At 74.9% G+C, this 23,299-nt stretch carries 21 protein-coding genes; 10 read left to right on the plus strand and 11 right to left on the minus strand.

Going from position 1 to position 23,299, the window contains the following annotated elements; translation table 11 throughout:
* Positions 1–21: 21 nt before the first annotated feature.
* From mnhG to menD, 7 genes are all read right to left on the minus strand, one after another.
* Positions 22–477, minus strand: a complete 456-nt coding sequence (mnhG, locus tag EV188_RS30090) for a monovalent cation/H(+) antiporter subunit G (protein WP_243742102.1) — start codon at positions 475–477, stop codon at positions 22–24.
* Entirely contained in the window at positions 474–758 is a 285-nt protein-coding gene (locus tag EV188_RS30095; RefSeq protein WP_243742103.1) for a monovalent cation/H+ antiporter complex subunit F, read from the minus strand. Before EV188_RS30095 ends, mnhG begins: the two co-directional genes overlap by 4 nt.
* Positions 755–1,333 (minus strand): Na+/H+ antiporter subunit E, encoded by a 579-nt coding sequence (locus EV188_RS30100; protein WP_133830033.1) that lies wholly within the window; start codon positions 1,331–1,333, stop codon positions 755–757. Before EV188_RS30100 ends, EV188_RS30095 begins: the two co-directional genes overlap by 4 nt.
* The gene (locus tag EV188_RS30105; RefSeq protein ID WP_133830034.1) at positions 1,330–3,168 is read right to left on the minus strand and encodes a Na+/H+ antiporter subunit D; all 1,839 of its coding nucleotides are present in this window, start codon (positions 3,166–3,168) and stop codon (positions 1,330–1,332) included. The genes EV188_RS30100 and EV188_RS30105 overlap by 4 nt, the downstream gene beginning before the upstream one ends.
* A complete protein-coding gene (locus EV188_RS30110; protein WP_133830035.1) occupies positions 3,165–3,641 on the minus strand; it encodes a Na(+)/H(+) antiporter subunit C in 477 nt (158 codons plus the stop codon). Before EV188_RS30110 ends, EV188_RS30105 begins: the two co-directional genes overlap by 4 nt.
* On the minus strand, positions 3,638–6,490 hold the full coding sequence (locus EV188_RS30115) for a Na+/H+ antiporter subunit A (protein WP_133830036.1): 2,853 nt from the start codon (positions 6,488–6,490) through the stop codon (positions 3,638–3,640). The genes EV188_RS30110 and EV188_RS30115 overlap by 4 nt, the downstream gene beginning before the upstream one ends.
* 116 nt (positions 6,491–6,606) lie before the next feature.
* Positions 6,607–8,331 carry a 2-succinyl-5-enolpyruvyl-6-hydroxy-3-cyclohexene-1-carboxylic-acid synthase gene (menD, locus tag EV188_RS30120; protein ID WP_133830037.1) on the minus strand — a complete coding sequence of 575 codons (1,725 nt, stop codon included), beginning with the start codon at positions 8,329–8,331 and terminating at the stop codon, positions 6,607–6,609.
* Between the two features lie 273 nt (positions 8,332–8,604).
* On the opposite strand from menD, the gene EV188_RS30125 reads away from it, so the two are divergent.
* The 5 genes from EV188_RS30125 to EV188_RS30145 all read left to right on the plus strand — a co-directional run bounded on the left by EV188_RS30125 (position 8,605) and on the right by EV188_RS30145 (position 15,158).
* Positions 8,605–10,017 carry an efflux RND transporter periplasmic adaptor subunit gene (locus EV188_RS30125; RefSeq protein ID WP_166660171.1) on the plus strand — a complete coding sequence of 471 codons (1,413 nt, stop codon included), beginning with the start codon at positions 8,605–8,607 and terminating at the stop codon, positions 10,015–10,017.
* The gene (locus EV188_RS30130; RefSeq protein WP_133830039.1) at positions 10,014–10,757 is read left to right on the plus strand and encodes an HlyD family secretion protein; all 744 of its coding nucleotides are present in this window, start codon (positions 10,014–10,016) and stop codon (positions 10,755–10,757) included. The genes EV188_RS30125 and EV188_RS30130 overlap by 4 nt, the downstream gene beginning before the upstream one ends.
* 88 nt (positions 10,758–10,845) lie before the next feature.
* On the plus strand, positions 10,846–12,459 hold the full coding sequence (locus tag EV188_RS30135) for a DHA2 family efflux MFS transporter permease subunit (RefSeq protein ID WP_133830040.1): 1,614 nt from the start codon (positions 10,846–10,848) through the stop codon (positions 12,457–12,459).
* Between the two features lie 134 nt (positions 12,460–12,593).
* Positions 12,594–13,010, plus strand: coding sequence for a phage tail protein (locus EV188_RS30140; protein ID WP_166660172.1), 417 nt, complete (start codon positions 12,594–12,596; stop codon positions 13,008–13,010).
* 138 nt (positions 13,011–13,148) lie between these two features.
* Positions 13,149–15,158, plus strand: coding sequence for an HNH endonuclease signature motif containing protein (locus tag EV188_RS30145; RefSeq protein WP_133830042.1), 2,010 nt, complete (start codon positions 13,149–13,151; stop codon positions 15,156–15,158).
* A 10-nt stretch (positions 15,159–15,168) separates the two neighbouring features.
* On the opposite strand, the gene EV188_RS30150 is transcribed toward EV188_RS30145, so the two are convergent.
* Together EV188_RS30150 and EV188_RS30155 are read right to left on the minus strand one after the other, a co-directional pair.
* A complete protein-coding gene (locus EV188_RS30150; protein ID WP_243742104.1) occupies positions 15,169–17,106 on the minus strand; it encodes a sigma-70 family RNA polymerase sigma factor in 1,938 nt (645 codons plus the stop codon).
* Positions 17,103–17,426 carry a YciI family protein gene (locus EV188_RS30155; RefSeq protein ID WP_133830043.1) on the minus strand — a complete coding sequence of 108 codons (324 nt, stop codon included), beginning with the start codon at positions 17,424–17,426 and terminating at the stop codon, positions 17,103–17,105. The genes EV188_RS30150 and EV188_RS30155 overlap by 4 nt, the downstream gene beginning before the upstream one ends.
* A 148-nt stretch (positions 17,427–17,574) precedes the next feature.
* Here EV188_RS30155 and EV188_RS30160 point away from each other — a divergent pair, with 148 nt between their 5' ends.
* The 3 genes from EV188_RS30160 to EV188_RS30170 all read left to right on the plus strand — a co-directional run bounded on the left by EV188_RS30160 (position 17,575) and on the right by EV188_RS30170 (position 20,658).
* Positions 17,575–18,225, plus strand: a complete 651-nt coding sequence (locus EV188_RS30160) for a DUF998 domain-containing protein (protein ID WP_133830044.1) — start codon at positions 17,575–17,577, stop codon at positions 18,223–18,225.
* A gap of 272 nt (positions 18,226–18,497) precedes the next feature.
* Entirely contained in the window at positions 18,498–19,760 is a 1,263-nt protein-coding gene (locus tag EV188_RS30165) for a hypothetical protein (RefSeq protein ID WP_133830045.1), read from the plus strand.
* A 25-nt stretch (positions 19,761–19,785) separates the two neighbouring features.
* Entirely contained in the window at positions 19,786–20,658 is an 873-nt protein-coding gene (locus tag EV188_RS30170; RefSeq protein ID WP_133830046.1) for a 1,4-dihydroxy-2-naphthoate polyprenyltransferase, read from the plus strand.
* Here EV188_RS30170 and EV188_RS30175 read toward each other — a convergent pair.
* Positions 20,655–21,029, minus strand: coding sequence for a DUF4229 domain-containing protein (locus EV188_RS30175; RefSeq protein ID WP_243742105.1), 375 nt, complete (start codon positions 21,027–21,029; stop codon positions 20,655–20,657). The two genes, EV188_RS30170 and EV188_RS30175, sit on opposite strands and share 4 nt — an antisense overlap.
* A 209-nt stretch (positions 21,030–21,238) precedes the next feature.
* Between EV188_RS30175 and EV188_RS30180 the strand changes: the two genes are divergently transcribed.
* A complete protein-coding gene (locus tag EV188_RS30180; protein WP_133830047.1) occupies positions 21,239–21,442 on the plus strand; it encodes a BldC family transcriptional regulator in 204 nt (67 codons plus the stop codon).
* Positions 21,443–21,697: 255 nt separating this feature from the next.
* A complete protein-coding gene (locus EV188_RS30185; RefSeq protein WP_133830048.1) occupies positions 21,698–21,958 on the plus strand; it encodes a hypothetical protein in 261 nt (86 codons plus the stop codon).
* Positions 21,959–21,967: 9 nt separating this feature from the next.
* On the opposite strand, the gene EV188_RS30190 is transcribed toward EV188_RS30185, so the two are convergent.
* Entirely contained in the window at positions 21,968–23,275 is a 1,308-nt protein-coding gene (locus EV188_RS30190) for a MinD/ParA family ATP-binding protein (protein WP_133830049.1), read from the minus strand.
* Between the last annotated feature and the right edge of the window lie 24 nt (positions 23,276–23,299).

Below are 23,299 nucleotides of genomic sequence, written 5' to 3' on the forward strand. Positions count from 1 at the left end.
CACCGATTCTAGGGAGGCGCCTCACGACCCCTCCGTCCACCCGCCCCGCGGCGCCGGGACGTCCGGGTCCTCCACGTCGGGCTCGTCGGGCTCGGGGCGGTCGGGGCCGGGGTCGGCGCCGTCCCGGGTGTCCACGAGCTCGTCGACGTAGAGCAGGTCGCGGCGCACCCCGTCACCGCGGTGGGCGAGGCGGCCGACGACGTGCGCGGTCACCGGCGCCGTCACGAGCTGGAACGCCCCGACCAGCACGAGCATCCAGACGTCGACGCTGGTCCGCAGGTGCAGCGCACCCCCGATGACCACGAGCAGCAGCCCGACGACCTGCGGCTTCGTCGCCGCGTGCATGCGGCTCAGCACGTCGGGCAGGGAGAGCAGGCCGATCGAGGCGACGAGGGTCAGCAGCACCCCGGCGACGATCGCGACCGTGCCGATCGCGTCGAGCGTGACGGCCAGCCCCTCGCGGCTGCCGGGGCTCACCGGTCGGTCCCCCGGCGCACGAAGCGCGCGACGGTGGTCGACCCGAGGAACCCGACCAGGCTGATCGCCACCACCACCGGGACCAGCGCGGAGTCACCGGTCAGCGCGGCGTAGGCGACGAGCCCGCAGAGGAACTCGGCGACGAGGACGTCGAGCGCGACGAGCCGGTCGAGCCCCGTGGGACCACGCAGCAGGCGCACGACGACGAGCACCGCCGAGATCCCCAGCAGGACGAGCGAGACGACGAGCACGGCGTCGAGCAGGGCGGGCAGTGTGCTCACGGGATCTCCTCGGACGGGGCGCCGGCGGCCTGGGGGCGGCCCAGCGCCTCGACCAGGTCGGCCTCCAGGCGCGCGACCTGCGCCCGGAACGCGGCCACCGCCTCGGCGTCGTCGGCCCCCAGGACGTGCGCGTAGAGCGTGCGCTCCTCCGGGCGGGCCTCGATGACCAGGCTGCCGGGCACCAGCGAGAGGATCTCGACCGCCATCGCCATGACGAACTCCGACGAGGACTCGAGGCGGACCGCGACCACCGAGCTGCGGATCGGCCGGCCGGGGCGCAGGGCCTCCAGCGATTGCCACGCCACCTGCAGGCTGGACACGACGAGGTCGGCGACGAAGCGACGCAGCGTGCGCAGTGCCGGGCCGGGACGCAGCCAGCTCCGTCCCGGCGCCGGCGGCAGCGGGAAGACCACCAGCACCACGAGCGCCACGACGAGCCCCCCGAGCACGTTGGCCCAGGAGAACGTCCCCCACAGCAGCACCCACACCAGCACGAGCCAGACGACGGGCACGGCGCGGCGCAGCAGGCCCGTGGTGTCGGGCGGGGTCGGGCCGTTCCCCCTCCCCCCGCTCACCGCGCCACCCGGTCGTCGACGGTCTGCGCGAACACGGCCGAGATGTAGGGGGAGCGGGCGACGAGGTCGTCGGCGGCCTGGTCGGCGACCGCGTAGAGCGGGCCGGCGACCACGGTGAGGGAGAGCCCGAGGGCGACGAGCGCGCCGGTGGCGCCCGCCATGACCTTGGGCAGCCGGCTCGACACCCGGTCGCCGGGGGCGCCGAGGAGCCGCCCGGAGAGGGCCGGCGTGCCGTCCGCCGGGGCCAGGCGTGCGACCGGCCAGTCGACCTCGGCGCCGATGTTGGCCTCCTGGCGCGCGATCGTGCGCGCCGTGCCGGGGCGGACACCGGTGAGCACGCCGGTCCGCGGCGACGGGGCGCCGGGCAGGCCGCCGTCGCCCGAGGGCCGGGCGGCGTCACCGTCCCCGGCGGCCTCCTCGTCGTCGCTGTCCTCGTCGCCGTACTCGTCCTCGCTCTCGGCGGTCTCGTCGGGCGCGTCCGGGACCGGGATCTGGTCGGCCGGGCGCCAGAACGCCAGCACCCAGACCTTGGTCACCGCGTAGAGCGTCAGCAGGCTCGTCAGCACCGCCACGACCACGACGACCCACGCGAGCGCGGAGCCGTCGACGACGCCGGCCTGCACCAGCCCGAGCTTGCCCACGAAGCCCGACAGCGGCGGGATGCCGCCGAGGTTGATCGCCGGGATGAACCACAGCACGGCGAGCACGGGCGACGCCTTCATCAACCCACCGAGGCGCGTCACCGACGTCGAGCCGCCGACCCCCTCGATGAGACCCACCACGCAGAACAGCGTGGCCTGCACGGTGATGTGGTGGACGACGTAGAACACCGCACCGGCCACGCCGAGCGGGGTCGCGAGCGCGATCCCGAAGATCATGTAGCCGATGTGGCTGACCAGCGTGAACGACAGGATCCGCTTGATGTCGGCCTGCGCGATCGCGCCGAGTGCGCCGACCAGCATCGTCAGCCCGGCGGCGACGAGCAGGATCGTCTGCGTGACCTCCGAGTCCGGGAAGATCAGCGTCTCGGTGCGGATGATCGAGTAGACGCCGACCTTGGTGAGCAGGCCGGCGAACACCGCGGTGACCGGGGCGGCGGCGGTCGGGTAGCTGTCGGGCAGCCAGGCCGAGAGCGGGAACACCGCGGCCTTGATGCCGAACGCGGTCAGCAGCACGAGGTGGATCGCGAGCGCCGTGCCCGGGGGCACCTGCTCCATGCGCAGCGAGATCTGCGCGAGGTTCAGCGTGCCGACCGCGGCGTAGACCAGCGCGATGCCGACGAGGAAGACCAGCGAGGACACCACGTTGACGACGACGTAGGTGATGCCCGCGCGCACCCGCGAGCGGCTCCCGCCCAGGGTCAGCAGCACGTAGCTCGCCATGAGCAGGACCTCGAACCCCACGTAGAGGTTGAACAGGTCCCCGGAGAGGAACGCGTTGGCGACGCCCGCGGCGAGCACCAGGTAGGTGGGGTGGAAGATCGTGATCGGCGTCGTCTCGTCGCGGTCGTAGACGCCCTGGCCGATCGCGTAGACGAGCACGGCGAGCGTCACCGTCATCGACGTGAGCAGCATCAGCGCCGAGAGCGGGTCGACCACGAGCGTGATGCCCAGCGGCACCGGCCACGACCCGACCGTCACGACGATCGGGCCGTTCTGCACGGCCGCGACGAGCAGCAGCGCGGCGATGACCACCACGACCGTGAGGACGACGACCGAGAGCGCGCGCTGCAGCGTCGGGCGCCGCGAGAGCACCAGCGTCGCGCCCGCGCCGAGCAGCGGCAGCAGCACCGGCAGCGGGATGATCGTGGCGAGCAGGCTGGACCCGGGGTTCACCGCGCGGCCTCCCCGCCGGCGCTCGCGGGCTCCAGCTCGGACTCGTCGTCGTCGGTGTCCGAGGCGTTCTCGCACCCGGTGGTGTCGAGCTCCTCCTCGTCCTCCTGCTCCCCGCGCGCGAGGCGCCGGCGCACCGAACGGTCCTCGACGTCCTCGGTGAGGTCGTCCTCGCGCTCGAGGGTCCAGGTGCGGTGGATGAGGGCGAGCAGGAACGCCGTGACGCCGAGGGTGATGACGATGGCCGTGAGCACCAGGGCCTGGACCAGGGCGTCGCTCATCTCCGCGTCCGGCGCCGTGCCGACCAGCGGCGGGGCGCCCGCGCGGCCGCCGGCGACGATGACCAGCACGTTGGTGCCGTTGCCGAGCACGAGGATGCCCAGCAGCACGCGGGTCAGGCTGCGCTCGAGGATCAGGTAGACGCCCGCGGCGTAGAGCACCCCGATGAGGGCGAGCAGCACGATCGGCGAGGTCACGTCGGCACCTCCTGCCGGGTCACGGCGGCGACGCGCCGTCGGTCGAGCTCCGCGCCGAGGCTGCGCAGCACGTCGAGCACGAGCCCGACGACGATCAGGTAGACGCCGACGTCGAAGATCAGCGACGTCACGAACTTGACGTTCCCGAGCAGCGGCACGTACCCCTCGACCACGGCGGTCTGCAGCACCTCGCCGCCGAGCAGCAGCGCCCCGACCCCGGTGCCGCCCGCGAGGAGCAGCCCGAGCCCGAGCAGCAGGCCGGCGTCCACCGGCACCGCCTCGCCGAGCTCGTAGCGCCCGCCGGCGACGTAGCGCACGACGAGCGACAGGCCGGCGACGAGCCCGCCCGCGAACCCGCCGCCGGGCGCGTTGTGCCCGGCGAACAGGAAGTAGAGGGAGACGACCATCATCGTCGGGAAGACGAGGCGGGTCACCACCTCGAGCAGCAGCACCCGGTCCTCGTCGCCGCGCCGTGCCGCCCTCAGCCAGCCGCCGGCCCGCGTGGTCGGGGTGACGACGGGCTGCGGCTCGCCGCGCGGCGGCGCGCCGGAGCGGCGGTGCAGGAACACGAGGCTCGCGACGCCCGTGGCGGCGGCGACGATCACCGAGAGCTCGCCCATGGTGTCCCAGGCGCGGATGTCGACCAGGGTCACGTTGACGACGTTCGCCCCGGCGCCGAAGCCGTAGGCCTGGGCGGGGTAGGCCGCGGACACGGCGGGCGCGGACCGGGCGGCGAGGGCGACCGCGCCGAGCCCGGCCATCAGCAGGCCGACCGGCACGGCGACGATCAGGCGCCGGACACGGCGGCGCGGGGTGTCCCGGTCGGCGATGTCGCGCGGCAGCGTGCGCAGGACGAGCACGACGACCACCAGCGTCGCCGTCTCGACCAGGGCCTGGGTGAGCGCGACGTCGGGCGCGCCCGCGAGCGCGAAGATCAGCGCGGTCGCGTACCCGACGCCGCCGACGACGAGGACCGCCCCGAGGCGCCGGCGCACGCGGGTGGCGACGATCGCGCAGGCGGCGCCGATGACGGCCGCGAGCACCTGGAACGGCGAGTCCGCGAGCCGGTCGACCCGGACCTCGCCGAGCTCGGGCCCGACCAGCAGCACCAGGCCCGGGCCGATCACGAGGACCGCGAAGACCGTCGAGAGGATCCAGGGCAGCGACCCGCGCTGGGTGAGCGCGGTGACGCGCAGCGAGGTGTTCTCCAGGGCGTGGACGACGCCGCGCCACGTGATCTCCGCGCGGACCCCGGCCAGCGGGTGGCGGGCGGTCAGGCGCGCGCTGACCCGCGGCAGGCCGACCACGAAGCCGAGGGTCACGGCGAGCACCGAGAGGCCCAGCGCGACCCCGACCGACGGGATCACCGCGAGCTCGAGCAGCGCCGGGTAGGTGACGGGCAGCGTGTCGGCGTAGGGCAGGAGCAGCGGGGCGAGGGCCGAGACGCCGACGCCCGCGGCGAGCCCGGCGACGCCGAGCACGATCGGCGCGGTGGCGAAGAGCGCGCCCGGCGCCTGCCAGCGCACCTCCTCGACCCCCGGCTTGCGCCAGAACGCGCCCCAGACGAACCGCGTGCTGTAGCCGACGGTGAGCACCGACCCGAGCACGACGAGCGCGAGCAGCGGCACCGCCGCCGGCCCGTAGGCGTCGTGCAGGAACGCCTCGAAGGCGCCCTCCTTGGTGACGAACCCGAGCAGCGGCGGGAGCCCGGCCATCGACGCGGCGCCGAGGATGCCGGCGGTGGCCAGCACGGGCGCGCGGCGTCCCAGGCCGGAGAGCTCGCGCAGGTCACGGGTGCCGGCGCGGCGGTCGATGACGCCGACGACGAGGAACAGGCAGGCCTTGAACATCGCGTGGGCGACGACGAGGCCGAGCGCCGCGAGCGCCGCGTCCCGGGTGCCCGCCCCCGCGAGCAGGATCATGAACCCGAGCTGCGAGACGGTGCCGTGCGCGAGGACCAGCTTGAGGTCGTGCTGGCGCAGCGCCTGGATGCCGCCGAGCAGCATGGTCGTCACCGCGAGCGTGGCGATCAGCGGACGCCAGGGCTCGACGTCGGCGAGCCCCGGGGCGAGGCGGAGCACGAGGTAGACGCCGGCCTTCACCATCGCCGCGGCGTGCAGGTAGGCGCTGACGGGCGTCGGCGCGGCCATCGCCGAGGGCAGCCAGAAGTGGAACGGGACGAGCGCGGACTTGGTGACGGCCCCGACGAGGACGCAGACGACGCCGGCGGTCAGGGCCGCGGGGGTGGCCGCCGGCCCGGCGAAGAAGGCGACGAGGTCGTCCAGGCGGGACGTGCCGGCGGCGTCGGCGAGGATCACCAGCCCGACGAGCATCGTCAGCCCGCCCGCCGCGGTGACGACGAGCGCCTGCACCGCGGCCGCGCGGCTCGCCCGCTTCCCCGCGTCGTGGCCGACCAGCAGGAACGAGAAGACGGTCGTGAGCTCCCAGCACACGTAGAGCACGAACACGTCGTTCGACCAGACGAGCGCGAGCATCGCGCCGGCGAACGCGGTCAGGACGCCCGCGAACCGGCCGAGCCCGCGGGCCCCGGCCGAGAAGTATCGCGAGCAGTACAGGAGCACCAGCGCGCCGACCCCGGTGACCAGCAGCGACACCGTCGCCGCGAGGGAGTCCAGGCGCATCGCGATGTCGATCCCGAGGGCCGGGATCCAGGGCACGTCCTCCTCGACCGGCTGCCCGGCGACGACGGCGGGGAGCTGCGCGAGGATCCACGCGAACGCCGCGGCGGGGACGAGCGCGAGGACGAGGAACGCCCGTCGGTCGAGCGCCCGGACGAGTGCGGGCGCGGCCAGCGCCGCCACCGCGTGCGCCACCACCAGCACCAGCACGCCTGCCGCACTCCGTTCGTCGTTCCGCTCGGGGCGGCGCCATCTTTCCTGATCCCCCGTGGTGACCGCGTGCGGGAACGACAGCGTCACCCTCCGGGTTCACCCGGGGCTCACAGCTACTCCGCGCTGCTGAGCGCCTCGCGGACGGCCGCCGCGCTCTGCTCCCCCGCCGCGCGCCGGGTCGTCCGGTCGATCGTCACCTCGACCACGCGGGTGCCCGGCCGGCCGGTGGGCGCGAGCGCGTCGGACAGCTCGGCGGGCGTGGCGCGACGGTGGAGCACGTGGTGGGCGGCGCAGAGCGAGGCGAGGTCGGTGCCGTGCGGGGTGCCGAAGACCCGCTCGAACGCCGCCGCATAGCGCGGGGCGCCCTGCTCGAGGGTGGTGAAGATCCCGCCGCCGTCGTCGTTGGCGACGACGATCGTCAGCTCGCCGCGCGGCTCGTCCGGCCCGACGAGCAGGCCGTTGGTGTCGTGGAGGAACGTCAGGTCGCCGAGCAGCGCGTAGGTCGGCCCGCGGTGCCCGAGCGAGACGCCGACCGCCAGCGAGACGGCACCGTCGATGCCGGAGACGCCGCGCGCCGAGTGGACGGTGACGTCGCCGCGCGGGGTGGCGGCGAGCGCGACGTCGCGGATCGGGGCGGACGAGCCGACGACGAGGTGCGCCCCGGACGGGAGCGCCGCGACGGTGGCGGCGGCCAGCGCCGGGCCGTCCTCGGCGTCGTCGGTCCGGATCACCGAGGCGGCGCGGTCGGACGCCTCGGCCCAGGCGCGGGCGAAGTGCAGGTCGGGCTTCCAGTCGTCCGGGTCGGGCAGCGCGCCGACGGCGGAGACGGCGCCGGCGACGTCGGTCCAGCCCGGCCGGGGCCGCCCGCTCGGGGCGACCGCGGGCACCGCGAGCACCTCGATGCCCGGGTCGGCGAGCAGGCGGGACACCGAGCGGTGCAGGGTCGGGCGGCCCAGGACGACGACCTGCTCGGGGCGCAGGTCGTCGCGCAGCCCGTCGAGCGCGGCCGGCAGCACCCAGGTACCGGCGTGCAGCATGCGGCCGCCGAGGGCGTCCGACCACAGCGGCGACGTGGGCTCGGCGAGCACCGGCACGCCCTCGGGCAGCCGGGTCCCGGCGGGCACCGCGGCGCCGCCGTAGCCGGCGACGACGAGCGTGCGGGCGCCGGCGCGCAGCGGCAGCGGGGCGAGCACGGACGTCGGCGGCGCGGCGATCGTGCGGGTCCACGGGGCGGCGTCGACGCGGCCCGCAAGCGCCGGGTCGGGCTCGCCGGGGGCGTCGTCGGCGGGGTCGAGCAGGGGCTCGCGCAGCGGGACGTTGAGCTGCACCGGCCCCGGGTCGCCGCCGCTCGTGCCGGCGGCGCGGTCGAGGGCGCGTGCCACGACGGCCCGCCAGGTGCGGGCGGCGCCGGCGCGGTCCTCGGCGAGCGGCATGACGATCGACGCCCGCGCCGCCTCGCCGAACAGGCCCGCCTGGTCGATGGTCTGGTTCGCCCCGCTGTCGACGAGCTCGACGGGCCGGTCGGCGCTGACCACGAGGAGGCCCACCCCGGCGCGGCTCGCCTCCAGGACGGCGGGGTGCAGGTTGGCGACGGCCGTCCCGGAGGTCACCACGACGGGCACGACCCGCCCGGTGGTGGCGCCGAGGCCGACCGCCAGGAAGCCCGCGCCACGCTCGTCGATGCGGACGTGCAGGCGCAGGCGGCCGTCGCGGTCGGCCGCCTCGAGGGCGACGAGCAGCGGGGCGTTGCGCGAGCCGGGGCACGCGACCGCGTCGGTCACCCCGGCCCGCACCCACTCGTCGACGACGACGTGGGCCTGCGCGGTCGAGGGGAACACGCACTCCACGGTAGGGGCGTGCGGGCCCGCGCACCCGCCGGTGGGGGGTGATCCCGGCCCCTGATCGGCCGCGGCGTCGCTCGCCGCGGCGGAGTTCGTCCGGGACGAACCGGTCACGAACGCCCAGAGTGACCTTCCCAGGGCCGATCGGGTCGCAATTTCTACCGCGGCGATTGCTCCACTCGTCGGCAGGTGATGCTCCGTGAGACACGTTCCCCCGTTGGTGTCATGCTGCGCGATAGTTGTATGTACCAACCAGCAGAGGGGGCTCGGGTGGCGGTCAGCACCTCGGGGTCGCGGGGACGTCGACGGGTCGGCGTGCTGGGTCTCACCGTCGTCGCCGCGGGCGCCGTCGTCGCCGGCTGCGGGGCCATGGGACCGGCCGTCCCGCGCACCGCGCCGGTCGCACGGGCGTCGGTGAGCACGTCGGTGTCGGCCGTCGGGTCGGTGTCCTCGGGCCAGGTCAACGTCGGCTTCCGCCAGGGCGGGCAGCTGACGTCGGTGAAGGTGGACGTCGGCGACCGCGTCACGCGCGGCCAGGTCCTCGCCACGATCGACGACGACGCCGCGCGCCAGGCGCTGCGCCGGGCCCGGGCCCAGCTCGAGGGCCAGCAGGCGAGCCTGGAGCAGGCGGAGGACTCGACGTCGGTCGGCGGCGCGCAGGCGGCCCTGGACCAGGCGCAGCGCATCCTCGACGCCACCGAGCGTGTGGCGGCGGGTGGGGGCTCGGGAGCCGCGCCGGCGGGTGCGTCGGGCGGAGCCGGCGCGTCCGGGGCCGCCGGGGCGCAGGCGGCGGGCGCGTCGACGCCGGGGGCCGGGGGGTCGTCGGGAGGGTCCTCGGCCGCCGGCGAGCTCCAGGTCGAGCAGGCCCGCCAGGGCGTCGTGCAGGCCCAGAACAACCTGGACGCCGCGGAGGCCCAGCGCCCGCACACCCTCGACGCCGCGCGCGCCGCGGTCGACGGCGCCCGCGCCGGGGTGAACACCGCCCGCTCGGACCTCGAGGCCACCACGCTGAAGGCGCCGACCGACGGCGTCGTCACCGCCCTGAACGGCGTGGTCGGCGAGTACGTCGGCCCGAGCTCCGGCACGACGGCGCAGGCCCCCGGCGGCGGCGCCGCCATCCCGGGCGCGCCGGCGGCGAGCTCGTCGGCGGGCGCCGGCGGCGCGGCGGGAGCGGCGGGCGCCGCGGCCGGCGCGTCGCCGACCCGTCCCGGCGGCGCCCAGTTCGCCGTCCTGGACGACGCCTCCGCGCTGCAGGTCGTCGTGCCGTTCCAGGAGGCGGACGCGGCCGCGATCGCGGTGGGCCAGCGCGTCGACGTCAGCGTGGACGCGCTCCCGGAGGCGACGCTCGCGGGCACGGTCCAGGCGGTCGCGCCGTCGGGGGCGGCGATCGCGAACGTCGTGAACTACTACGTCACGGTGGCGCTGACCAGCCCCGACCCGCGCCTGCGCGAGGGCCAGACGGCCCGCGCGTCGGTGGTGACCGGGCAGGTCGACAACTCGCTGACCGTCCCCAACAGCGCGGTGCGACGGCAGGGCGGCGCCACCTCGGTGGTCGTCGTCGAACCGGGCGGGCGCCAGCAGCCGACCCGCTTCACCGCCGGGCTCGTCGGCACCGACAGCACCCAGGTCCTCGGCGGGCTGCAGCAGGGCCAGCAGGTGCTCGTCACCGGAGGTGCGCGATGACCGACGAACCGACCACCGGGCCGGTCGCGACGGCGGAGGCGACGGGCGAGGAGCCGGCGGCCCCGTCCGGGCGCCGGCCACTCAAGCGCTCGACGCGGATCGCGCTGATCGTGATCGCGGCCGTCGCGGTGATCGCCGCGATCGCGTTCGCGGTGAACTACTTCGTGGTCTCGAGCCGCTACGTCTCCACCGACAACGCGCAGATCGACGGCACCCAGATCCCGATCGTCGCGCCCGCGAGCGGGACCCTCACCGACTGGACGGCGACGCAGGGGACGGTGCTGCGCCGCGACGAGGCCGTGGGCCGCGTGCAGCTGCAGGGCGCGTACGTCCAGCCGCAGCTGACGATCCGCGCGCCCGCCGCGGGGACGGTGGCCGCCGACGACACGACCGAGGGCGCGTTCGTCACGGCGGGAACGCAGCTCGCCGTCGCCTACGACCTGTCCGACCTCACCGTCACCGCGCGCGTGGACGAGACCGACATCGACGCGGTGCGCGTGGGCGCGCCGGTGGACATCGCGGTCGACGCCTACCCCGGCGTGGCCCTGACCGGCTCGGTGCGCGAGATCCAGGGCGGCGCCGCGGGCGTCTTCTCGCCGCTGCCGCAGTCGAACAGCTCGGGGAACTTCCAGAAGGTCACCCAGGTGATCCCCGTGAAGATCACGATCGACGACCCGCGCGGTCTCGAGCTCATTCCGGGCATGAACGTCACGGCGGACATCCAGAAGGAGGAGCGGTGACCGGAATGGGACGGAACGCGCCATTCGTGACCGTTCCTCCGGGCGCGGAGATCGAGCCCGTGCCGCCATTCGCTGCGACACTCTAGAAATGTCGACCGAGACGCCGGCCGAGCCGCGTACCGAGACGGTCGCAGCACCTCCCCAGCATGCGGCCCCGGCTCCGTCACGGTCCCCCGCACCGCCCGCCCCCGCGCCGGCGTCGTCGGGGCCGTGGGTCGTCTCGCTGATCGTCCTGGTCGTCGGGATGTTCATGTCGGTGCTGGACGTCAGCATCGTCAACGTGGCCATCCCGGCCATGCAGAAGGACTTCGGTGCCACCACCGAGGACATCCAGTGGGTGGCGACGTCCTACTCGCTGGCGCTGGGCGTGATCGTCCCGGCGAGCGCGTGGCTCGGCGAGAAGATCGGCCTCAACCGCGCCTACATCCTGTCGCTGGTCGGTTTCGCGGCCGGCTCCGCGCTGTGCGGGCTGGCGTGGGACCTGAACAGCATGATCGCTTTCCGGATCCTGCAGGCCATCCCGGGTGGTGTGATCCCGGTGGTCGCGCTCTCGATGGTGTACCGGATCGTGCCGCGGGAGCGGATCGGCGCGGCGATGGGCATGTACGGGCTCGGCATCATCGTCGCCCCGGCCGTCGGCCCCACCCTCGGCGGATACCTCGTGGAGTACGTCGACTGGCGGCTGATCTTCTTCATCAACGTCCCGATCGGCGTGGTCGGCGCGATCGCGGCGGTCGTGCTGCTGCCCGGGTTCAAGGGCGGGGTCGCGAAGCGCTTCGACCTGCCGGGCTTCCTGGCGATCGCCGCCGGGCTGTTCTCGCTGCTGCTGGCGCTCTCGGAGGGCGAGTCGTGGGGCTGGACGAGCTACCCGGTGCTCATCCTGCTGACGTTCGGCACCCTGTGCCTGGCGCTGTTCGTGGTGATCGAGCTCGAGGTCGACCACCCGCTGCTCGACGTCCGGGTCTTCCGGTTCTGGCCGTTCACCAATTCGCTGCTGCTGATCGCGATCATCTCGATCGGCCTGTTCGGCGTGCTGTTCTACATCCCGGTCTATCTCCAGCAGTTCCAGGGGATGGGCGCCTTCGACTCCGGCATCCTGCTGCTGCCGCAGGCGGCGGTGATGGCCGTGATGATGCCGCTGGCCGGGCGGATCTACGACAAGTTCGGCGCGCGGTGGCCCGCCGTGATCGGCCTGTCGGTGATGGCGATCGGCACCTGGATGCTGCGCGACGTCTCGATCGAGACGCCGCACACCCACCTGCAGTGGATCCTCGCCTTCCGCGCCGGCGGGATCGGCCTGGCGATGATGCCGATCATGACCAACGGCCTGTCCGCCGTCCCGCCCGCGAACACCAGCGGCGCGAGCGCCTTCAACAACCTCGTCCAGCGGACCTCGTCGGCGATGGGCCTGGCCGCGATGACCGCGCTGATGACCGGCCAGCAGGCCCAGGGCATGAGCGACATGGGCGCGCTGATGGGCGCCCAGCCGACGCCCACCACCGCCGGCGGCTCCACGACGACCTCCCCGCTCCTGCAGGAGTACATGCTCGACCAGGCCGCCACGGGTCAGGTCTTCACCACGGCGTTCGACAACCTGATGCTGATCACGGCGGGCCTGAGCGCGGTCGCCGTGGTCCTGGCGCTGATGCTCGGCAAGAAGAAGCCCGCCGGCACGGGCGAGAAAGTCGTCGTCGAGGCGTGAAGGGCCTTCGGCCACGTGAGTGATCTGGGTCGTCCTGACAACCCGGATCACTCACGGAGTGGTGCCGCTCGTCTGCTGGACACGGCAATGTCCTCTCGAAACGCTCGTCGAGAGGTTCCGCGATGTCGTCTCCGGTGCCGTTCTCCGCGGCCGATTTCCTCGTCGAGATCGAGGGCATCGGGTCGGCCGGCTTCTCCCGGGTCCTGCTGCCCCGACAGGAGTTGCGGACGGTCCCGTACCGCAACGGCGGCGACGGGCAGCGGACAACGTTCGCCCCGGCCGGCGCCGAGGTGCCCGACCACTTCGTCGTCACCCGCGGCGTCACGGCCGACACCAGCTTGTGGGACTGGTGGCAGGAGACGCGGGCCGGCGGCGGTTCAGCTCGCAGGGCAAGTGTGGTGCTGCTCGACGAATCTCAGAACGAGCAGGCGCGGTGGAATCTCGTCGACTGCGATCCCGTCGCCTACTGGCTGTCCCCGCTCGACGCGACTTTGGGCGAGGTCCTGACGGAGACTCTCTGCATGACGACCGGGGGCATGGACCGGGCGTGATGGCGAGCGGACGAGACGCGTCCGTCGGCCAGAGCTTCGGCCCGGAGGTCGACGGCACCCCACCGAGGGCATCTCGGGCGCTGACCTGCGATTCTTGATCGTCCAGGGCTGTCGGGGGTCGGGTCTAGCGTCTGTTTCGTGAGCATCGACGACCGCGCGGCCGGCACCCCGGTGCCGCTCGCGGTGCTCGATGCGCTCGAGCTCTCCGGGCTGGACGGGGTCGAGGTCATCGATCACGCGCGGGCGTGTTTCCGGGCCCGTAATCAGGCCACCGCCCGGTTCCTGACCGCGTTGCACGAGGCCGGCCGCGCGGTGGACGGGCAGAAAGGCCGCCCCGCGCTGCTCGATGAGTTCTCCGGCGACGAGGCCGCCGCCGCGCTGGGCTGGTCGCGGGCGATGGCCTCCCGCTGGCTCGATCTCGCCGATGACCTGCTGCGCCGCCTGCCCGAGGTGCACGCCGCGATGCGCGGCGGCGAGCTCGACGACACCAAGGCCCGGGTGATCTCCGACTGGACCCGCGACCTGGCCGACGACCACGCCCACCACGTGTGCGCGGTGGTCCTGCCCGAGGCGCCGGCGTTGCCGGTGGCGGCGTTGATCGAGCGGATTCAGCAGGTCGCGACCGCGCTCGACCCGCAGTGGGCCGAGCGCCGGGAGCGCACCGCCGAGAAACAAGCGCGGGTGCTCTCGTCGCGGAACCCGTCGGGCACGGCGAACGTGTGCGGCTATGACCTGCCGATGGAGCGCACCGCGGTCGGGATGGCGCGCCTGGAGGCGCTCGCGGCGGCGCTGCGCCGCCGCGGGGTGCCGGTGAAGATCGGCACGCTGCGGGCGCACGTCTATATGGCGTTGTTCGACGGCACCGCGGTCGGGCTCGACGACGACGCCCTGCTCGACCTGCTCGCCACCGAACTCGGACCAGACGACACCGACGACAACGGGCCGAGCGACGACGGACCCGACGACGACGGACCCGACGACGACGGACCCGACGACGACGGACCCGAGGACGGCCCGAGCGACGGCCCGGACGATGACGAGCCCGGCGATGACGGGTCCCGCAACGACTCCGGTCCCGATGCCGTGCCGCCTCCCGAGAAGCTAGACGGCGGCGACGACCCGAGCGGTCGCGACACGGGACTCGAGCCCGCGGGCCGTTCCGGGGTGCGGGACGGGACCGTCGAGGTGCGGGTACGACTAACGACTGCGCTCGGGCTCGACGACCTCCCCGCCCAGCTACCGGGCTGGGGCACCGTCATCGCGCCCACCGCCCGCAATCTGCTCGAGCGCTACCGCCACGGCGAATGGCGCGTCGTGCTCACCGACCCCGACGGCCGCCTCGAACACCTCCTGCTCGCCCGCCGCCGACCCCTCGCCGGGCCCGACACGCGCCCACCCGGGATCGGGCGACCACCCGTCCCCCGCCGCCACCAGCGGCGGGGGCGGACAGGACCAGCCATCGTCGAACTCCAGGTCCCGACGACGCTGCTCGCCGCCCTCCACCCGAACGACCACCCCGGATGGGCGTCGCTGCTGCGCGAACTCCAGGCCCGCCTACCCGGACTCGCCGCGACCCCCCGCGGCCCCGACGACCACGTCCACCCCGCCGACGCACGGCACCGCCGTCCCAGCGCCGAGATCGACCGCTGGGTCCGCGCCCGCGACGGCACCTGCATCGCCCCCGCCTGCGGACGCCCCGCCCACAGCACCGACCTCGACCACACCCTCGACCACGGGCGCGGCGGCCCGTCGCTGAGCCGCAACCTCGGCGCCCTGTGCCGCCACCACCACCGCGCCAAACACGACGCCGGCTGGCGGATCACCCAACCCGAACCCGGCCGCTTCCACATCACCACCCGCGCCGGCGCCCGCTACGACACCCGACCCCGCCGCATCCTCGAACCCCTCCCCACACCCCGACCCGCCGCCACGCCACGGCCCCTCCCCGCCCACGAACAACACCACGACGACCCCGACACCGACCCCGCCGAGCACGACGACCTCGTGCGCAGCCTCGAGCCACGCCGCCCGCGCGCCCGCCGAGCCGAGAGCCCCGCGCCCCGTACCGACGCCCAACGCGCCAGCCTCCGCCGCCGCCGGGACGAGCCGCTGACCCCCACGCCCGACCCCGACCCGCCCCCGTTCTGACGGCCAGGCCTCAGCCCCGAGGCCGGAGCCGGCTCAGCGTCGACTCGCTGGCCTGCTTGAACAGGTACTCGGCGCGCTCGTAGGACAGGCGCGAGCGGCCGGTGTCGGGGCAGCGGTCGGCCGCCGCCGGGACGCGTGCGGGACCGGGACGGCGGTCGGCGAGGAACACCGGTCCGCGGGACCGGCCCGCGAGCAGCTCCTCCAGCAGCCGCGCCGTGCGCGACCGCCACACCACCGCCCGGTCGTGGGTGCTGCGGTCGTCGCGGTCGAGGTCGGTGACGTCGAGGGCCAGCACCGCCCGCACCGGCGCCCCCGACTCGTGCAGCAGCGACCACAAGGCGCGCTCGCGGACCGGACGGGCCGGGTCGTCGCACAGCGCCGCCACGCGGTCCGGCGAAACCGAGGCCGACGACACAGCCGTCGACGCGCGGCGCCCCAGCTCCCCCGCGAGCTCCGGCCGTTCCACGAACGCCGCGAACGACCGGGCGGCGGCGCGGTGGCGGTTCCAGGTGGCCGGGGCTGCGCTGCCCCACGAGGTCGTGAGCACCCGGGCGACGTCGGCGCCGGTGAGCGCGGCGAGCGGGGTCGTGCCGCCGAGCCCGCGGACCAGGCGCCGCAGGGTCTGGCCGTACGCCCGGCGGGCGGGGGCGTCGAGGCCGTCGAGGAACCGCGCGCCGACCTCCTCGAGCGTGGGTCCCGCAGGCGCCGCGACCAGGTCCGCCGCCCGCGCGTCGAGGAACGCGCGCTCGGCGTCGTTGCGGGTCAGCGCGGCCGCGCGGGCGTACTCCCGGCGCGCCTCCTCGTCGCGACCGAGCCGGGCGAGCAGGTCGGCGCGCACCCCGGGCAGCAGGTGGTAGTCGCGCAGCCGGGGGTCGTCGCGCAGCGCCTCGACCAGCGCGAGGCCCTCGGCGGGACCGCGGGCACGCGCCACCGCGACGGCCCGGTTCAGCGCGACGACGGGCGTGGGCAGCAGCGCGGCGAGGCGGTCGTAGAGCGCGGCGATCGCGGCCCAGTCGGTGTCCTCGGGGCGGCGCGCCTGCGCGTGGCAGACGGCGATGGCCGCCTGGAGGACGTACGGGCCGGCGCCTCCCCCCAGGTCCCGTGCTCGCAGCATCGCGGTGAACCCGCGGCGCACGTGGACCGGGTCCCAGCGCCCGCGGTCCTGCTCGTGCAGCGGGATCGGCTCGCCCGTCGGTCCGGTCCGCGCCGCCGCGCGCGAGGCCTGCAGCTCCATCAGCGCGAGCAGCCCGTGCACCTCGGGCTCGGACGGGGCGAGGGCAGCCAGCCGGTGACCGAGCCGCAGGGCCTGGCCGCACAGGTCCGTGCGCAGCAGGGCCTGCCCGGACGTGGCCGCGTAGCCCTCGTTGAAGACGAGGTAGACCACCTCGAGCACCGACGACAGGCGCGCCGCGAGCTCGTCACGCCCGGGCATCGCGAACTCGGCGCCCTCGTCGGCGAGGGTCCGCTTGGCGTCGGCGATCCGGCGGGCGATCGTGGCCTCGTCGACGAGGAACGCCCGCGCGATCTCGTCGGCGGACAGGCCGCCGAGCAGGCGCAGGGTCAGCGCGAGGCGTCCCTCGGTGCGCAGCACCGGGTGACACGACAGGAACATCAGCCGCAGGACGTCGGCGTCCTCGTCCTCGTCAGCGGCGACGTCCTCGGTGTCCACGGCCGCCAGCGCCGTGTGCGCCCGCTCCGCCCGTTCCACGCGACGGAGGTGGTCGACGGCCCGCCGCTTGGCGACGGAGGTCAGCCAGGCGCCGGGGTTGTCGGGGACCCCGGCGTCCGGCCACTGCTCGAGGGCCGAGACCAGCGCGTCCTGCGCGAGCTCCTCGGCCAGGCCCACGTCGTGGACCATCCGCGTGAGGGCGGCGACGATCCGGGCGGACTCGAGCTTCCAGACCGCGTCCACCCGGGCGCGCACGCCGCCCCCACGCGGGGAGGTCACGGGCCCATCACCCGGTGCAGGATGCTGTCGCCGTCACCGACGATCTTCCGGAAGCGCCGCGAGACCTCTAGCGCCTCCTCGTGGGAGGACACCTCGACGAGCGCGAAGCCCAGGATCTCCTCCTTGGCCTCGACGAAGGGCCCGTCCGTCACGGTGATCTCGTCACCGTGCGAGGTCATCTTCACGCCGCCGGGCTCCAGGCCCCCGGTGGCGATGAGGATCCCGGCGGCGGTCATCTCCTCGATGAACGCGCCCATCTCGGCGAACAGGGCCTCGTCGGCCGCGCGGCTGTTCTGCCCGGTGGTCATCAGGTAGCGCATCTCGATCTCCTCGATCTCCGTGGTGCGGGTGCTTCCGGCTCCACGTCGATCGGCGCGATGCGACAGGGAACGGTGCGCGTTCCCTGTCATATCAGCTCGGACGACGTCCCGGCGAGAGTTCGACCACCCCGCCGAGGAGGCACCCGAGATGAGCACGATCACCGCCCCCGCCCCGACCACCAGGAACGCCTGCACCCAACTCGGCGTCCTCGCGACCGGCCTCGTCGGCTGGTGCGTCGTCTCGGTCGCCCAGGCCGCCACCCGCGAGGGGTTCGACATCCTGGTCCACCCGCTGAGCCTGCTGTCCACCGGCGACCTCGGCTGGCTGCAGATCGCGAACTTCGTCGTCGCCGGCCTGCTCACCGTCGTCGGCGCCGGCGGCCTGCGCCGGGCCCTGCGCGGCACGCCGGGCGGCACCTGGGCACCCCGCCTCGTGGCGGCCGCGGGCGTCGGGCTCGTCGCCGCCGGCGCCATGGTCATGGACCCGGGCGCGAACTTCCCCGTCGGCGCCCCGGCCGACCTGCCGCTGGTCACCTGGCACGCGTACGGCCACATGGTGGCCGGGACAATCACCTTCGCGTCGCTGATCGCCGCCTGCTTCGTCCTCGGCCGCCACTTCACCCGCGGCGGGCGCCGCGACCTCGCCGTGACGTCGCGGAGCGCTGGCCTGGCACTCGTCGTCGGCTGGGGCTGGGCGATGACCGGCGGCGTGGCCGGGACGCTCACCCTCGCGATCGGCGCCATCGCCGCGATGGTCTGGATCGCCGCCGTGGCGCTGCGGCTCCGCCGCACCGTCTGACCCGCTCGACCGGACCCCCGGGTGCTCACCCACAGGAGCCCCGGGGGTCTCGCACGTCTGCACCACGCACGCGTCGGCGTCGAGGCGGCGCGCCGAACGGGTGGCAAAACGCTCGACCGGATGACAAGCCATCGAGTGGATCTCTCGCGCGCCTCGTCATCCCGGGCCCCGGTCGCGCCGTTCCATGAGGCGTGCGCATCGATCCGACCCGGACCTCCGCCCCCGCGGGACGGGTCGCCGGATCGCCGCGGAGACGACGGACCGGACTCGTCGTGGCCGCCGGCGTCCTGGCGACCTCCCTGACCCTCGCCGCCGTCGCGCCCGTCGCGGCGGCCGAGCCCGCGCCACCGACCGGTCCCGGCACCTCCGCCACGGCACCCCGCGACGACCGCGGGCCCGCCGACGACGGCCCCCAGCGCTGGGCCCCGCCGCTGGCCGGCACGACGACCGGCGTCGAGGTGACCCAGGGCACCGCGCGTCTCTCCACCGGTCGCGACGGCACCGAGACCGGGCCCGCCGCGCTGCGGGGCGCCGAGCGCCAGGGCCTGCTCGACCTCGGCGCCCACCAGTTCGCGACGCCCGTGAACCGCATCGAGGCGCCCGTCACCGGCGACGTCCCGCCCGGCACGCAGGTCGCCGTCGACGTCCGCGGGCAGGGCCCCGACGGCCAGTGGACCGAGTGGATCCCGGCCGCGCCCGGCGCGCCGGCGATCCTCCCCGAGCCCACCCGCACCGTGGCGGCGCGCCTCGCGCTGATCGCCCCCGCCGGCGGCACCGGCCCGGTCGTGCGCAGCCTCGAGATCACCGCCGACCAGGTGCCCACCGACGCGCGCACGATCGCCCCGCGCGCCAGCTACCGGGTGTTCGCCACCCGCGAGGGCCTCGTCGGCGGGACCACCGCCAACGGGCACCGGATCGTCGCCAACGACCAGTTCGCCGCCCTGCCCTCGCGGCGCGCGCTCTCGCCGAACGGCAGCGGCGACTACAGCGTGCGCGTCTGCGCCGAGAGCGGCCGCTGCGCCACCGTGCCGATCTGGGACGTCGGGCCGTGGAACACCAAGGACGACTACTGGAACCCCGCCGACCAGCGCGAGCAGTGGAAGGACCTGCCCCAGGGCCGCCCGCAGGCCCAGGCCGCGTTCGAGAACAAGCACAACGGCGGGCGTGACGGGTTCGGCCGGCAGGTCAAGAACCCGGCCGGCATCGACCTCGCCGACGGCACCTTCTACGGCCTCGGTCTCAAGGAGAACGCCTTCGTCACCGTCGACTACCTCTGGACCGCCCGCTCGGCCGCGCTCGGCCGCGCGATCACCGGAGGTGCCGGGCCGGTGGTCGAGCGCACCGGCGCGGACGCGGCGGCCGCCGACGGCGGGGTGGTCGGCGACGGCGCCCAGGTCGAGGTCCAGTGCCAGATCGCCGGCAGCTCCGTCGAGGGCAGCCAGGGCACGAGCAACCTCTGGCTGCGCACCCGCCCCGACCACTACGTCCCGGCGGCGTGGATCCAGGGCGCACCCCCGGTCCCGCCCTGCGCTTAGCGTCGCGCCAGTAAGGTCGCCCCCCGTGGCGACCGTCGGCGAATGGGTGGAGGGAGCCCGGCCCCGCACGCTGCCCACGGCGATCGCGCCGGTGCTCGCGGGGTCGGGAGCGGCCGCGGGCGTCCTCGGGTTCGACCTGCTCGCCGCGGTGCTCGCGCTGATCGTCTCGGTGGCGCTGGTGATCGGCGTCAACTACGCCAACGACTACTCCGACGGCGTGCGCGGCACCGACGACGACCGTGTCGGCCCGCTGCGCCTCGTGGGTTCGGGCGTGGCGCAGCCGTACCTCGTCAAGCGCGCCGCGTTCCTGTGCTTCGGGGTCGGCGCGGTCGCCGGGATCGCGCTCTCGCTCTACAGCGGGCACTGGTGGCTGATCGTCGTCGGCGCGGTGTGCCTGCTCGGCGCCTGGTTCTACACCGGCGGCTCGCGCCCCTACGGCTACCGCGGGCTCGGCGAGGTCGCGGTGTTCGTGTTCTTCGGCCCCGTCGCCGTGCTCGGCACCGAGTTCACCCAGACGGGGCGGGCCAGCGGGCTCGGCATCGGCTCGTCGGTCGGCGTCGGGCTGCTCGCCTGTGCGGTGCTCGTCGCCAACAACCTGCGCGACATCGGCTCCGACGTCGAGACCGGCAAGCGCACGCTCGCCGTCGTCCTCGGCGACCGCGACACCCGCGTGCTCTACGCCGCGCTCGTCGTGGTCCCGCTCGGCATGACGCTCGTGCTCAGCCTGCGGGCCTGGGGCGCGCTCGCGGGCCTGCTCGCGCTCATCGTGCTCGGTCCCGGCCTGCGCCGCGTGCTCGCCGGCTCCACCGGGCCGCAGCTCATCCCGGTGCTGCGCGACACCGCCCTGGGCCTGCTCGTGTGGTCGGCGGCGACGGCGCTGGGCCTGGCGCTCACCTAACCGCGAGGGCCCCCGTCGGCCTCGACGTCGCCGCGCAGCTCGGCGCGGAGGCGCTCGCGGCGGGCCCGGCGCGACGCGGTCGCGGCCTCCACCTCGGCGTTCAGGCGGGCGCGCAGGCCGCGGAACAGCACGAGCGAGAGCGGCAGGGCGACGACGATCGCGATGAGCAGCCCGAGCAGCAGAGGTAAACCGACGGCCGTGAGGACGCCCGCGATCACCGCGATGACGAGCAGCCGCACGCCGACGTAGAGCACGACGGCGAGGGCCAGGCGGCCGGGCGTGCCGGCCGCGGACGGGGCGCCCGCGGCGGTGTCCCCGGTGGCGTCACTGCTGGTCAGGGCCGACGGCGGCCCGGGTTCGTGGGAGCTCACACCCCCAGGGTAGGCACTGTGCCAGCGGGGCACGCGGGGTCGTGCGGCTCGCCCACATCGTCCGGTTTCGTCCTTTGTGGTCCCTTTACCTGGATACAAGCGTTCGAGTAGGTACGGGGTCCGGTGTCACGATTCGCCGTGTTGTGCCCGCTCCGCCCTGCCGGCGGTGCGGGCAGGGTTTGTGTGAGGGATAGGGAAGGTGGAGTGACATGACCATCGCTCACGAGGCCAGCGAGCGGCTCATGACCCCCGGTGAGGTCGCCGCGATGTTCCGCGTCGACCCCAAGACCGTGACCCGCTGGGCGTCCGCAGGCCGCATCGGCTCCATCCGTACCCCGGGCGGACACCGCCGGTTCCGCGAGTCCGAGGTCCGCACGCTGCTCGACGGGCTCACCAGCGAGGCGCACCACTAGTCGATGCCGGGTGACCGGCGGCCGCGACGCCGCCGGTCACCGACGGTTCCCCGGCGGCGGCGTGTTCAGCCGTCCCGGGGAGCACGCCGGCACCGCCCGTGACCACGCGACCCGTTCGTCCCGGGCACCCGACCGTCACCCGACGGCCACCTCTCGCACGTCACGCGGACTTCCGGTCCGACCGGTAGCGTGGTGGACGCCCGGTCCGCGGATCCACCCGCGGTCCGGAGACGTCGAGATGCTGGAGGCGTCCGAGTGATCCCGTTCCTCGTGGCCGTGCTGGTCCTGGTCGTCGTGGGGACGTTGCTGTGGAAGGTGATGGCCGCCCAGGCGGCGCAGGCCGGACACGACGGCGGTCCTGGCGGCATGGTCGAGGACGCTCCTACCGGTCCCACCCGGCAGGCGACGCCGCGGCGCCCGCAGCGCCCCCGCCGCCCGGTGGCCCCCGACGACGACCCGGAGTTCCTCCGGTCGCTCGACGAGAAGATCCAGCGCGAGGACCCGCCCAGCTCCTGACGGCCGGGCTCAGCGCGGCAGCACCGGCCGCCGCACGCGCGAGCCGGCGCGCCCGAAGTCGTCGGCGACGGTGGCGGCGAGCTCCAGCAGGGCCGCCCGGGTGCGCGACGCGAGCTTGTCCAGCTCGATCTCCGCGCCCTCCTCGAGGTGCGGGTCGAACGGCAGGCGCACCACGGCCCGGCAGCGCGCCGCGAAGTGGTCGGAGACGCGGTCGAGGTCGACGTTGCCCGACGACCGGCGCACGTAGTTGATGACGGCCACCGAGCGCGACACCAGATCGCGGTAGCCGTGCGCGTCGAGCCAGTCGAGCGTCGCCGACGCACTGCGCGCCCCGTCGATCGACGCCGACGACACGATCAGCAGCGAGTCCGCGACGTCGAGGACGCCCTTCATCGCCGAGTGCATCAGGCCGGTGCCGCAGTCGGTGAGCACGACGTTGTAGAAGTGCTCGAGCAGCGTCACCGTGCGCCGGTAGTCGACCTCGCTGAACGCCTCGGACACCGCCGGGTCCTGCTCGCTCGCCAGGATCTCCAGGCGTGACGGGCCCTGGGAGGTGTAGGCGCGCACGTCGGAGTAGCGGCGCACGCGGTTGGCGTCGCGCAGCAGGTGGCGCACCGTCGCCGTGGTCTCCAGCGGGATCTTCTGACTGAGCGTCCCGCGGTCGGGGTTGGCGTCCACGGCGATCACGCGGTCGCCGCGCAGGGACGCGAACGTCGACCCGAGCGTGGTCGTCATCGTGGTCTTGCCGACGCCGCCCTTGAGGCTCAGCATCGCGATCTTGTAGCAGCCGTGGAGCGGCTGGTTGACCCGCGCGATCAGCTCGCGGCGGGCGGCGTCGCCGACGCTCTCGCCGGGGTTGACCAGCCCGCCCGAGCCGACGAACAGGGCGCGCCGCCAGCCCGTCTGCGGCGGGCGCTTGCTCGGCCGCAGGAGCTGGGCGGACGAGAGGTCGTAGGTGTTCGGGACCCCGTTGGACGGGGCGCCCGCGCCGCGACCCGGCGTGGTGAAGCGGCCTGAGACGGGCGCCCGGTCGGCCGGCGCGGGGCCCGGGGGCGGGCCGGGGACGCGGCCGGTGGGGGCGGCGCCGGCGCGCGGGTCGAACGCGGCGTGACGCGGCTGGGCGGCGTCACCGCGGGCGGCCTCGGCGGTGTCGACGCGGCGGGTGGTGTCCGGGGAGTCGGGCGGGCCGGCGACGGCGGGCGTCTCGCCGGACGCCGGACCCGTGGTCGGCTCCGCGGCGGGCGACGCGGCGCCCGACGACTCCGGCGCGGGCGCAGCACCCTCACGCTCGGCGCCGGCGTCGTCCCTGGATTCCATCCCCACGGTCCTCCCTCGTCGCGT

This window comes from Actinomycetospora succinea, from assembly GCF_004363095.1.
Classification (GTDB): domain Bacteria; phylum Actinomycetota; class Actinomycetes; order Mycobacteriales; family Pseudonocardiaceae; genus Actinomycetospora; species Actinomycetospora succinea.